Genomic DNA, 12,389 nt, shown 5'->3' with positions numbered 1-12,389 from the left:
GACGGCCTCAGGACCTGTACCGGACCGCAAGGAAGATGGAAGAGCTGCTGCCTTACTACGAACGAGAACTGGCCTTCCTGCGCCGGTACTCGCGCGACTTCGCCGAGCGGTATCCGAAGATCGCCGGCCGGCTCGCCATGTCCGGCGACGGCTGCGATGATCCGCACGTCGAGCGAATGATCGAATCGTTCGCGTTCCTGACCGCACGCGTCAGCAAGAAGCTCGACGACGACTACCCCGAATTTACCGAAGCGCTGCTGGAGGTTCTGTACCCCCACTACCTGCGCCCGTTTCCCTCGTGCTCGGTGGCGCATTTCGATGTGCGTGGCGTGGCTGCGCAACTGAGTGCGCCAGTCACCATTCCGCGCGGTACCTTCCTGACCACGCGCATCGTGCGCAAGGTGGAATGCCGCTTTCGCACGGCGTACGACGTGACCTTCGCGCCCGTGCGTGTGGCTTCGGCCACCTTTGAGCGTGCCGTGTCTGCGCCGGCCGCCGTGCAATTGCCCAAGGGCGCAACCGGTTCCATTGCCATCACGCTGGAGCACGTTGGCGAGCGCGGTGGCTTCGAGTCGCTGGCGTTGGACAAGCTGCGCGTGTACATGGATGGCGAACCGTCGTTCGTCGCAGCCCTGGGCGATGCGTTGTTCTTGCATACCGCCGCTGCCTACGTAGAAGGTGAGCGCCCCGGCGTGTGGAAGCGCCTGATGGGCGTGCCGCTGCTGGAAGTCGGCTTTACCGAAGACGAATCCCTGATCGATTGCCCGGCACGCTCGCACCCGGCCTATCGATTGCTGACCGAGCACTTCAGCTTCTCGGAGAAGTTCAACTTCTTCGACATTGACCTGGCAGCGCTGCGGCGCGGCCTGACGCCAGGTGTGCCGGTGCGCAAGCTGGTGTTGCACCTCGTGCTGAAAGACGTACGCAGCGATTCCCACGCCGCGCGCCTGCTCGAGAATCTGCAAGCGGAACACCTACGTCTGCACTGCACGCCGGTGGTCAACCTGTTCCAGCAGAAGGCGGACCCGATCCGCATTGAACATACGGCCAGCGCGTATCCGGTGGTGGCCGACAGCCGCCGCGCGCACGGCTTCGATATCTACTCGATCGACAAAGTCCAGCTGGTGCGCGAGACGACCGCGAACGAGCAGGTGACGGAATTCCGCCCCTTCTACTCGCTACACCACGGCGAAGAGCCGGGCCGCGCCGGCCACTACTGGCTGGCCCGCCGCAACGAGATGGTCGCCCAGCGCAGCCCCGGTTTCGAGACCGAGATCTCGATCGTTGACACGCAGTTCGACCCGGCCAGCCCGCAGACCGATACGCTGAGCCTGTCGGTCACCTGCACCAATCGCGATCTGCCAGCCACGCTGGCATTTGGTCAGCCCGATGGTGACCTGTCGATGGAGGGCAGCTCGATTGCCCGCAACATCATCTTCCTGCGCAAGCCGACGCCTTCCATGCGGTTTGGCGGCGGGCGTGCGGCGCAGTGGCGGTTGATCTCGCTGCTGGCGTTGAACCACCTTTCGCTCGTGCAGAACGGGTTGCCGACTCTGAAAGAGATGCTGCGCTTGCATGACTTGCCGCGCAGTGCGATCTCCGCGCGGCAGATCGAAGGCATCGTCGGCCTGGACTACCAGCCGGCGACGCAGTGGCTGGCCGGCAAGCCGTTCGCCACCTTTGTACGCGGCCTGGAAATTCGTCTCACGCTGGATGAAGACGCCTTTGTGGGCACGGGCCTGCACCGCTTCATTCGCGTGCTGGACCACTTCTTCGGCCTGTACGTCCACATGAACAGCTTTGTACAGCTGATTGCGGTATCGCGCCGCAGCGGCAAGGAACTGGTCAAATGCGCACCCCGCAGCGGCGAATCGATCCTGGTGTGATCCGCCGGCTGCTCAAGCAGCCGCACCGGTATCAGTTCTTCCAGGCCGTGCGGTTGCTGGAGCAGCTCTTCGCGCGCCGTGGCAGCACCTCGTCCGAGCACGCGCTTGCCACGCGGGTGAGCTTTCGCAATACGCTGTCGCTGTCGTTTCCGCCCAGCGAGTTGCAGGGGATCGAGGCCGAAAGCCTGACGCCCGACATGCTGGAAACCGACGAGGCCTTCATCGCCGCGCTGGAAGAGGGCGCGCTCGACAACCTCGCCATTACGCCCTCGTTCTTCGGCATGCTCGGTGGACAGGGCGCCTTGCCGCTGCGCTACACCGAGATCGTTGCCGAGCGCGAATCGGTCTGGCGCGACCGTGCAGCCCGCGCGTTCTTTGACATCTTCTCGAACCGCGCAACGGCGTTGTTCTACCTCGCGTGGAAGAAGTACCGGCTGCCGTTCCAGTACGAAGTCGACAACAGCAAACACTACCTGCCGCTGCTGCTGTCATTGGCGGGCGCGGCGGACAAGACGCTGCGCAGTGATCTGACTGGCACACCCGGCGCCATCCACGACGAAGCACTGGCCGGCTATGCCACTGCGGTGCGCCACCGCCCCGTGTCTGCCGCGTATCTGCAGCGCGTGCTGGCCGACTACTTCCAGGCGCCGGTGCGTGTGGAGCAATTTGTGGGTAGCTGGTATCACGTGCCCGCATCGCAGTACACGCGGCTTGGCAGCACGAGCAATGTGCTGGGCGCAACTGCTCTGGCCGGTGCCCGCGTCTGGCAGCGCGATCTGCGGGTGCGCCTGTGGGTCGGCCCGCTCAAGCGGGCGCAGTACCGCAACTTCCTGCCCGGCGCGCCGGGCGCACTGGCGCTGCGCAAGATGTTGACCATCCTGTGCGGCACCACGCTCGAATTTGAAATCAAGCTGATCCTGCGCCAGCAGGACGTGACTGGCTGCACGTTGGGCTCAGAAGACAGCGGCAGGATCGGGTGGGACACCTTCCTGTGCTCGCGCCCCGCGCAGCAAGACCGCAGCGATGCGCGCTACACACTCGCGCCGCTGCACTGACACCAATCACCGACACCTTTTTCGATCCTTCGGAGCCCTGCCGCCATGGCCATCCCACTCAAGACCCTGATCGCCAAGCTGAACGCGACCAGCCGGCAGGCTGCAGAGCGCGCCGCCTCGCTGTGTATGGCGCAAGGCAACTACGAGGTCGACCTTGAACACCTGTTCCTGGCACTGCTGGAAAACCGCCGCAGCGATTTCGCCGTTGCCGCGCGCGCCAGCGGCATTGACCTGGCAGCGCTGCAGCGTGATCTGGAAGCAGAGATTGGCCGCTTCCAGAAGGGCAACACGCGCACGCCCGCGTTCTCGCCGTATCTGCCGAAGCTGTTCGAGCACGGTTGGCTGATCGCCTCGTTGGATTCCCAAATCACGCGCATCCGCTCAGGCCATCTGCTGCTGGCCTTGCTGACGGAGCCGAGCCTGTCTGCCCTGGCGGAGCGCGGCTCGCGCTTGTTTGCCAAGTTCGAGGTCGACCGCCTCAAGCACGATTTCGAGCGCATGACCGCCGGTTCGGACGAGCAGGAGCAGGCCGTCGATATTGCCGACGATGCAACCGCTCAGGCCGAAGATGGCGGCAAGCCCGCCGCAGCGCTGTCGTCCACGCCGGCACTGGACCAGTTCACGGTGGACCTGACGCAGTCCGCACGCGAAGGCCGCATCGACCCGGTGATCGGTCGCGATGCCGAGATCCGCCAGGTGATCGACATCCTGATGCGCCGCCGCCAGAACAACCCGATCCTGACCGGCGAGGCCGGCGTGGGCAAGACCGCCGTGGTGGAGGGTTTGGCCCTGCGCGTGGCCGCCAACGACGTACCGCCGCCGCTGCAAGGCGTGACACTGCGCACCCTCGACATGGGTTTGCTGCAAGCGGGTGCCAGCGTGAAGGGCGAGTTCGAGAACCGCCTGAAGAACGTGATCGACGAGGTGAAGAAGAGCCCGAAGCCGATCATCCTGTTCATCGACGAGGCGCACACCATCATCGGCGCAGGTGGCCAGGCTGGCCAGAACGATGCGGCCAATCTGCTCAAGCCGGCGCTGGCGCGCGGCGAACTGCGCACTATCGCCGCTACCACGTGGAGCGAATACAAAAAGTACTTCGAGAAGGACGCCGCGCTGGCCCGCCGCTTCCAGGTCGTCAAGGTGGAAGAACCGAGCGAGCCGCTGGCGGCTTCCATGCTGCGTGGTATGGCGCCGCTGATGGAGCGCCACTTTGGCGTGCGGGTGCTGGATGAAGCGATTACCGAGGCGGTGCGCTTGTCGCATCGCTATATCAGCGGGCGTCAACTGCCGGACAAGGCCGTCAGCGTGCTGGATACCGCTTGCGCCAAGGTGGCGTTGGGCCAAAGCGCCACGCCCGGCGCCATTGAAGACGATCAGAAGACGCTTGAGCGCCTGCAAGGCGAGATCAATGCACTGGAGCGCGAGCAAAGCGCCGGCGCAGAACACGATGCGCGCCTGGAAGCCCTGAATGCGCAGCGCGTGGAGTTGGAGCAGCGCGTTGCCCAGAACACCGAACGCCTCGCCAAGGAGCGCGAACTCGTCGCCCGCATCCAGGCCCTGCGCGAAGCGCGCGAAAGCGGCACCACACAAGCCGGAGAGGAAGACGCGCTGCCCGTGGCAGCCAACAGCAACGTGGTGTCGATGCCCAAGCGCGCCCGCACCGCCGATGAGCCGGACGAACTGGCCAAGCTACTGGCCGAGCTGCGCGCACTGCAAGGCGAAACCCCGATGGTGCCGCTGCAAGTGGATGGCCACGTGGTGTCGGAAATCGTCTCCGCGTGGACCGGCATTCCGCTCGGCCGCATGGTCAAGGACGAACTGCGCACGGTGTTGAACCTCAAGCCGTTGCTGGCCGCCCGCGTGATCGGTCAGAACCACGCGCTGGATGCCATCGCACAGCGCGTGCGCACCGCCACCGCCAACCTGGAAGACCCGAACAAGCCGCGCGGCGTGTTCCTCTTTGCCGGCCCGTCAGGTGTGGGCAAGACCGAAACGGCGCTGGCGCTGGCCGACATCCTCTACGGTGGCGAGCGCAAGCTCATCACCATCAACATGAGCGAGTACCAGGAGGCACATAGCGTGTCGGGCCTCAAGGGCTCGCCCCCGGGCTACGTTGGCTACGGCGAGGGCGGTGTGCTGACCGAGTCCGTGCGCCGCAACCCGTACAGCGTGGTGCTGCTGGATGAAGTGGAGAAGGCCCACCCCGATGTGTTGGAGATGTTCTTCCAGGTGTTCGACAAGGGCGAGATGGACGACGCCGAAGGCCGCCCGATCGACTTCCGCAACACCATCATCATCCTGACGTCCAACGTCGGGTCGTCGAACATCATGCAGGCGTGCCTGAACAAGGCGGCCGAAGAACTGCCGGACGCCGATGCGCTGGCCGAACAGCTGCGCCCGACGCTCTACAAGGCGTTCAAGCCGGCGTTCCTCGGCCGCATGAAGGTGGTGCCGTACTACCCGATCTCTGACGACGTGCTGGCCGAGATCATCACGCTCAAGCTGGGCCGCATTCGCGATCGCGTGGCCGTCAACCACAAGGCCACGTTCCAGTGGGACAACGCGCTGGTGGAATCCGTGCTCGCACGCTGCACCGAGGTGGATGCCGGCGCCCGCGCAGTCGACCACATCCTCAACGGCACGCTATTGCCCGAGATTGCCGAATCGGTGCTCACGCGCATGGCCGAAGGTGGCAGCGTTGAGAAGATCAAGGTGGGCGTCGGCAAGAGCGGCGAGTTCAAGTACCGCATTCAATAAGCGAGCACACCATGGTCTCTTCGACCGAGCTGGCAAACCTGCTGCGCGCGGCCTTCACCCAGGCCAACCGCCTGCTGCGGCTGGAAACGCCGCTGGGGCCGAACGCGCTGCTGCCCGAACAACTGGACGCCGCCGAGCATATGGATGCCGGTGGCTTCCGGCTGGAACTGACGGCGCTGTCCGACAACGCCGACATCGATTCCACCAAGCTGCTCGGCCAGCCGGTGCGGCTCGATCTGCTTACGCAGCAAAGCCGGAGCACGCTGCGCCCGTTCCACGGTCACGTCACGCGCTTTGAGCAGCTCGGTGCAAACGGCGGCCTGGTGCGCTACCGGCTGGTGATCGAGCCGTGGCTCGCGTTCCTGCGCTACCGCCGCGACAGCTTCCTGTTCCAGGACATGTCGATCATCGAGGTGATCGACAGCCTGTTTGGTGACTACCAGGGACAAGGGCGGCTGGTGCCCGCGTGGCGCTGGGCGCTGCGCGACAGCGCGGTCTACACGCGTCGCAGCGTCATCACGCAATACGAAGAGAGCGACTTCGATTTCGTCACGCGCCTGCTGGCGGAGGAGGGGTTGTTCTACTTCTTCGAGCACGAAGCCAAGGATGGCGATGCGCTGGGCGTGCACCGCATGGTCATCGCCGATGCCAATGACGTGTTTACCGACAACGCGCAAGCCAGTATCCGCTTTGGTCGTGCGGACACCACCGCCACCGAAGACGTGATTGACCGCTGGCAGGGCACGCGCCGCTGGCAGGCCAACGCCGTGTCGATCGCAAGCTGGGACTACCGCGCCAATGCCAAGCGCACGGCGCAGCTTGGGGGCCAGCAGCAGGGCAGCGATGGCCCGCAACTGACGCTGCAGGATACCGACTACCCCGGCCAATACTGGTTTGAAGACAACAACCAGGCACAGCGTGTCGCACGGCTGATGATGGAAGCGCTGGAACTGCGCGACAAGCAGTTCGATGGCGAAGGCAGCGTGCGTACGCTGGCGACCGGCACGCGCTTCAAGCTGACCGACCACTTTGATCACGATGAGGGCGACCAGCGCTTTGCCGTGCTGGCCGTGACGCACCAGGCACGCAATAACTTCAACGACCGTTTCGGGCAGGTGCTGACCGAAACGCTCGGGGCATTGAAGGATGGCGATGTGCTTGGCGCCGGCAGTAACAAGGGCGCTGGCGAAGACGCCACGTTCTACCGCAACCACTTCACCGTCGTGCGCGACAGTGTGCCCGTGCGCCCCCAGCAGAGCGACGAGCAAGGCCGCGCACTGCACCCGCGTCCGACTGTCAACGGCAGCCAGACCGCACTCGTGATTGGCGCCGATGGCCCGGTGCATACAGACCGCGACCACCGCATCAAGGTGCAATTCCACTGGCAGCGTGGCGCACGTTCTGCCAGCCGCCAGTCCCACCCGGCTGGCGACGACAACGCACGCGCCAGCGCAGGCCTGGGTGCCTGGGTGCGCGTGGCCGCGCCGGTGGCCGGCCCCAACTGGGGTGGTGTGGCTTTGCCACGTGTGGGCCAGGAAGTGCTAGTGGAATTCCTGCAAGGCGACATCGACCGGCCCGTGGTGGTGGGCGCTGCCTACAACGGCACCGGCCAGACCGACGCACAGTACAACCAGAACCAGGCGGGTGCGGCCGGTGCTACCGGCAACGCACCTGCCTGGTTTGCCGGCGACAGCAAGAGCCAAGGCGCCTATGCTCACAACGCGGTGCTCTCCGGCATCAAGACCCAGGCGCTTGCGGGCAGCCAGGCAGGCACATCGGGCTACAACCAGCTCGTGTTTGACGACACGGCAGGCCAGGGCCGCACGCAACTCAGCACCACGCAGGCCGCCACCGGCCTCGTGCTGGGCCATCACAAGGAACAGATCGACAGCGCGCGTCAGGCGGATCTTGGCCACGGTGCCGCGCTGGCCACCGACGACAGCGGCAGCGTGCGCGCGGGCGCCGGCCTTTTGCTCACCGCGCACAGCGCCGGCACCGATGCGGCATTGCAGGACAGTGAAGCCGCCGCCAGCCAGATCGAAGCGACAAGCGATCTGGCCGAGTCCCTGGCTGAAGCCGCGCAGAAGCAGAAAGCAGGTCTGGCCGATGAGCCTGCTGCCAAGGAGTTGCCTGCGCTCAAGCAATTGCGTCACACCACCGACGTTCTACGGCACACCGAGAGCGCCGGTGAAGGTGCCGAGGCTGTTGCCTACAGCGAGCCGCATCTGCAGATCTCCGCGCCCAAGGGCATCGTTACCACCACGCCCGCCGATACCGTGATCGTTGCCGGTACGCAGGTGACGCTTGCCGCCAAGCAGGATGCGAATGTGGCGGTGGGGGGCAACCTATCCGTCGCCGTGGCCGATGGGCTGAGCCTGTACGCGCATGGCAAGTCGCTCGGGCAGGCGGGGGATGCCACACCGGGTATCGCCATGCATGCCGCCAGCGGCAAGGTGGGGTTGAGCAGTCTCAAGGGTGAAAGCCACCTCGTGGCCGAGAAGGCTGTGACTGTGGCGTCAACGCAGGCCAGCGTGACGGCCGAGGCCAGGCAGTACGTGCTGGTCAATGCGGGGGGTGCGCAGATCAAGGTAACCAATGGCACGATCGAGTTGCATGCGCCTGGGATGGTGACGTTCAAGGGGGCGGGGCATCAGTTTGTGGGGCCGGGTGGGGCGGCGGTGAATAACAGCTTGGCCAGCGGCAATCTCAAGGGATGCAGTACACAGGAAGGCGATGCGGCAGCCCAGGGTGCAGCATCGGTTTCGCGCTGAAAAGGTAAGGTTGCTGTATGACGCTTCGCATTTTGTCAGCCTTGGAAAGCGGGTGGCCTGAAGACGCCAATACCGACATCGCGGCGCCGGATCTTCGCTGTCTGGAGTTGTGCCGCGAACTTGCATCCGGCTATCACATGCTCGGGCAACGAGATGCAGATGGCCGCTCGTTGCAAGCCTATCTGTTGCTGGATACCTGGGACGACAGCCCGTTGGCAGTTGCGGTATCCGAGGCGTGGCCCGAAGCGGCTGCAGCACGCGTCGCTGTACCTGATGAAATCTATGCCGGGCGAGAAGGCGAGGCGCCTTGCCTTGTTCCCCTACCTTCCTACGCATTGCCGGACGGAGGCGCCAGCAGTTTTGCCGAGGTGCGTGCTCAAGAGTTCTTGGCGGGCTGGCTGGAGACCGCGGGCAAGAAGATCTACCAACGATTGGTGAAGCAACATCTCTGTGCGGTCCTGTTCAGTAGGGATTCCGCACGCACGCTCGCACAGCATCTGGCGGGGCTTGGCTTTCAGTACGAACCCGGAGGGCGTACGGTACGTCTGTTTCGCTATCAGGATCCGCGAGTTATGCAGCGGGTATGGCCCGCGCTCTCGGGCGGCCAGCGCGTCTCCTGGTTGGGTCCGGTGCTGGCGTGGTGGTCTTTAGAGCAGCCGTGGAAGCCTTGGGGCGCCGATGAATTGATTGCGACCGAGGCCGACATTTCTTTGTCGGAACTCGCATGGTTCAAGGCAGAGAAATCTGTTGCACCAGGGGGGGAGCCTACCGCCCCCATTCTGCTTAATCGGTTGTTGAACGCTGAGCAATGGCGCCAAGCGCATTGGACGCCTGTTGGCAATCAGATCTGGTTGCGGTTTGCAGAGAACGGCATACCGCAGCAAGGCCAGCCAGATGGAAGCCTGATGCAGCAATTGCTGGAGACCGGTGCATCGCTCAACCTGGACGGTCAAAACCTCGAAGACTACGTTTGGTGCAGCGTTCGCTACCGTGAGGTACCGCCTTCGATCGACTGGCGCGCGCCGCGTTGGGCGCGCGTGCTAACCCAATCTTTGCAGGCATTGCGTTCGGACCCCGATACGCGGTTTGTAAGCGCATTCCATGCCTGCCTGAATGCCGGAGAAGAGACGCATGACTTGTGAGAAACCGTGCGGACAGTGCAAGCGAGAAGGTTTGCCGATTTTGTTTACACGCTATGCCGTTGGCTACAGTTCGCGAGACGATGGTTTAAGCGTTCTGGACAAGTTCAAGCCAGTCGGCAAGCTGCAGACCAAGCCCGGCGGCGTTCAGGCCAAGACGGTACGCTACGGCGTGCGTATGCTGCGTTCAGGCTACCTGTACCTGCGCATTGAACGCGATGGCTTGTTGGAGTGGCAAGGCTACGCAGTGCACCCGCATGGTTATTTGCATCAGTTTCCAGTGATGAAATTAGACGATGCGAAACCTGTCATTGTGTGCGCACGTGATGCACGGCAAGCCAACAACTGCCTGGCCTGGGTGACGGACGCGAAGAACGTCAAATCGCTGTGGTACGTGTTTCATCCCGACCCGATCGACCCGCAGTATCTCAAGAGTGAGATCGAGCCGAATCCTGCCAAGTACATGCAGAGCTTTGACGTGGCAGGCTGGTGTAAGGGCAGCACAAGTCAGACCGACACGCTGCAGCCGGCGCAGCTCGACAAGCAGGTGCTTGAGTTTGCGGCGTTGACCGACGCCGCAGTGCAGACAGTGGGCAACGAACAGTACTTTGGCCTGATGGGTCTGTCCCCGCAGGAACGCGCCTGGGGCAACTATGAAGTCGAAGAGACCGATGTGCAGGTCTTCGCAATGCCTGAAGCTCCACCCGTGATCATGGAGGATGTCCACAGCATTCTCATGACGCAGCCGACCTATCAGAAGGCGCACGGCCCACGTTTGGAAGGCATGCGAAAGTTCCTGCAGGACAACAAGGGCGCGGTGGTGGCCTGTGAAGATGCGCTTGGAATTGCCCAGGAACTGAGCATGCATCATCTGAGCGCCGCGATCCCCTATGTTCAGTGGCTCAACGAAAAAGACCTGCAAGGTTACAGCAATGCCTGGAAGGATAGTGCGAGCCAGGGTATTCGGATCATCAAGGAGGCGATGGAAAAGAAGGCCGTCGCCGACTATGAAGACGGGACGGATCGCATGCGGGAAGTCCGGGAAAACATGGGGGAGCGCTACCCAGGTTCGGATAGCGGGCAACCCGTCAAGATTCGCAAGGCGGATGGCACCTACGAAACCATCAGCATTCAGGAGTTGAATCGCCGTCGGCAGGCTGATCTTCAGAAGAAGATCGACGAGCGAACCGCCAAGCATGATGACGCGGTGAAGGCCCTTGGTACGAAGGTCAAGGAGAGCGTCGAAAACTACTGCAACCTCAAGGTTCTCACCGATTTCGACGATCTGCATAAGAAGCGCTTGGACGATCGCGATGCCAAGATGAACTTGATTGCCGAAGACCTTGTCTCTTGGCTCAAGGCCGACAGCCTGACGGACCGGGCACTCGGGCTATACAGCGAAACCGCCTCCCCGGACACGGGGGATGGAGACCGCTGTGCCGGCCAGCTCTGTACGATCCTGCTGCAATTGGACAACAGCCCGCGCGGCAGGGCGTGGTATGGCGCGCTCGATACCTTTACACCGCACAAGAAGAATCTGGTGTGGCGCATGTTGAGCCTGAACAACCGTGAGATCAGCCAGGAGATGGAGAGTGCGCTCAAGCAACTGAGCCAGCCGTTGCCGGTCGATGAAGCCGTGCCAGCCGACGCTCGGGAGGGCGCTCGTGATCAGAAGGCCTACGCTGACGCGTTGACTGCGATCAAGGCACTGAGCAAGACGATCAAGAACGCCGACAAGATCAACAAAGAGACGGCCAAGATCATGGCGGCGATCGATGACGTCAAGGCTGGTAAAGACAAGGCTGCTGCCTTCACGAAGGGAAGGGATGCGTTTGCGGAAGTCCGCAAGGCGGCAATGGAAACGCGTTCGGCAGTTCTGTTGGCTGCTGTCGTGGGCAAGGTCAAGGCGGCACCGATCACGAAGCTGGAAGCGACGATTGCTCGTGCGCAGGCGATGATGCTCGTGAACGGATTGGGCTCGAAGGCGGCCGCACATCTTGTGGCGTTGCGCGAAGGCAATCTCAGTCTCCAGCAGCGCAAAAGCGTCCTTGACTCCTTGTCATATTCGATCCAGAAGAAGGCCAGAAATCTCTTCAACCGCGGCGGAGCGGATAGCGCGGCGCAGGAAATGCGAGTGGGTTATGTGCTGAGCGGGGTGAATACGCTGGCGGTGTTGCCTGCGCTTGCGCGTGCCTACTCGCGCAAAGACCCGCGCTCGTTGGCGGACTTGACTGCGGCGTTGTCAACGATGGTCGGTACGCTCAAGCAAACGCGCGCGGAGTTTTACGAAAAGGCTGTCTACAAGAAAGTGCCGGACGTGCTTTCGAAAGCGCAGAAGGCCGGGGTGAGCGCCACAGCAGAAAGGGAACTGTTGGTATTGAAGGCCGGTGCCGCACGGTACGTGGCAGCTGGCATGATTGTGGGGGTGGTTGTGGACGCCGTCGATGCAACGACGGCTGCGGGAGAGGGGAGAAGCAAATTGGCGGAGGCCTATTTCGCTCGCATGGTGACCGGCGGTACCACGGCGTTCGGAACGATCTGGGCAGCGCGCTTCGTGACCGCACCACAATGGTTGCTTCGTCTGAACCTTTGGAGTGCCGTCGCGACTTTGGCAATGACAGCGGTGATCGCTAAGTTGAAGGGGACGGCATGGGAAAATTGGCTACAAGCGCAGCCCTTCCATAAGGTAGGCAGTCCGAAAACGCCTCACAAGAGTGAGGATGAAATGTCCAAAGACTTGGCAGATGCGTTAGCTGAAATAGGTGGGTGATTTGGAGAGTA

Annotated in this window: 6 protein-coding genes; all 6 read left to right on the top strand. The window is 63.0% G+C overall.

Annotated features, from left to right (window positions below):
- The first annotated feature begins 35 nt into the window (after positions 1-35).
- Genes tssF through V6657_RS18165 form a run of 6 tightly spaced genes read left to right on the top strand, consistent with a single transcriptional unit; the run spans position 36 to position 12,378 of the window.
- Complete coding sequence (gene tssF / locus V6657_RS18190; RefSeq protein ID WP_048936028.1) at positions 36-1,886, top strand: type VI secretion system baseplate subunit TssF; 1,851 nt, start codon at positions 36-38, stop codon at positions 1,884-1,886.
- The gene (gene tssG / locus V6657_RS18185; RefSeq protein WP_048936027.1) at positions 1,850-2,941 is read left to right on the top strand and encodes a type VI secretion system baseplate subunit TssG; all 1,092 of its coding nucleotides are present in this window, start codon (positions 1,850-1,852) and stop codon (positions 2,939-2,941) included. Before tssF ends, tssG begins: the two co-directional genes overlap by 37 nt.
- 45 nt (positions 2,942-2,986) lie before the next feature.
- Positions 2,987-5,698 (top strand): type VI secretion system ATPase TssH, encoded by a 2,712-nt coding sequence (tssH, locus tag V6657_RS18180; protein ID WP_048936026.1) that lies wholly within the window; start codon positions 2,987-2,989, stop codon positions 5,696-5,698.
- 11 nt (positions 5,699-5,709) lie between these two features.
- Positions 5,710-8,469 (top strand): type VI secretion system Vgr family protein, encoded by a 2,760-nt coding sequence (locus tag V6657_RS18175; RefSeq protein ID WP_048936025.1) that lies wholly within the window; start codon positions 5,710-5,712, stop codon positions 8,467-8,469.
- 17 nt (positions 8,470-8,486) lie between these two features.
- A complete protein-coding gene (locus V6657_RS18170) occupies positions 8,487-9,611 on the top strand; it encodes a DUF4123 domain-containing protein (protein WP_048931613.1) in 1,125 nt (374 codons plus the stop codon).
- Positions 9,583-12,378 (top strand): T6SS effector BTH_I2691 family protein, encoded by a 2,796-nt coding sequence (locus V6657_RS18165; protein ID WP_338755473.1) that lies wholly within the window; start codon positions 9,583-9,585, stop codon positions 12,376-12,378. The genes V6657_RS18170 and V6657_RS18165 overlap by 29 nt, the downstream gene beginning before the upstream one ends.
- The last annotated feature ends 11 nt before the right edge of the window (positions 12,379-12,389 follow it).

Origin of the sequence: Ralstonia sp. RRA, assembly GCF_037023145.1 — a bacterium.
Taxonomy (GTDB): domain Bacteria; phylum Pseudomonadota; class Gammaproteobacteria; order Burkholderiales; family Burkholderiaceae; genus Ralstonia.
This window is presented reverse-complemented; position numbering and strand designations above follow the sequence as displayed.

Coding starts and splice junctions, on each gene's coding strand:
- tssF (WP_048936028.1), top strand. CDS start 36: ATGGAAGAGCTGCTGCCTTACTACGAACGAGAACTGGCCTTCCTGCGC.
- tssG (WP_048936027.1), top strand. CDS start 1,850: ATGCGCACCCCGCAGCGGCGAATCGATCCTGGTGTGATCCGCCGGCTG.
- tssH (WP_048936026.1), top strand. CDS start 2,987: ATGGCCATCCCACTCAAGACCCTGATCGCCAAGCTGAACGCGACCAGC.
- V6657_RS18175 (WP_048936025.1), top strand. CDS start 5,710: ATGGTCTCTTCGACCGAGCTGGCAAACCTGCTGCGCGCGGCCTTCACC.
- V6657_RS18170 (WP_048931613.1), top strand. CDS start 8,487: ATGACGCTTCGCATTTTGTCAGCCTTGGAAAGCGGGTGGCCTGAAGAC.
- V6657_RS18165 (WP_338755473.1), top strand. CDS start 9,583: ATGCCGGAGAAGAGACGCATGACTTGTGAGAAACCGTGCGGACAGTGC.